Genomic DNA, 319 nt, shown 5'->3' with positions numbered 1-319 from the left:
ATCAGCTAGCATGCGTTGGCACTCTTTCCATACGCGCTGTGCGGCTTCAATATCTTTCGCCTTATTTTGAGTTTCCCAAGTAAAGCCTGTACCCATCACTTGGAACTCTACATCGAGTTTTTGAAGAACGTTCTTTTCACCGTTATCCCAGGTTCCCTTTACAAACTGAGCAACGGCACATTTCTTACCGTGACCGACTGCACGTGTAATCGTACCGAAACCTGATGTCGATTTCCCTTTCCCGTTGCCAGTAATAACCAATAACAGTCCTTTCACTTCTTGCGCTGCTGCAACACGTGCATCGACTTGCTCTTTTACT

General features: G+C 46.1%; 1 protein-coding gene. It reads right to left on the bottom strand.

The window, feature by feature from the left end:
• On the bottom strand, nucleotides 1-319 hold a 319-nt coding region (locus AB4232_RS21605), incomplete at both ends, for a cob(I)yrinic acid a,c-diamide adenosyltransferase (protein WP_372087981.1).

It is taken from the genome of Vibrio sp. 10N.286.46.A8, from assembly GCF_041470165.1.
Classification (GTDB): Bacteria; Pseudomonadota; Gammaproteobacteria; order Enterobacterales; family Vibrionaceae; genus Vibrio; species Vibrio tasmaniensis_A.
The sequence above is the reverse complement of the archived record's forward strand: the minus strand, read 5'-3'. Positions and strand labels throughout refer to the sequence as shown.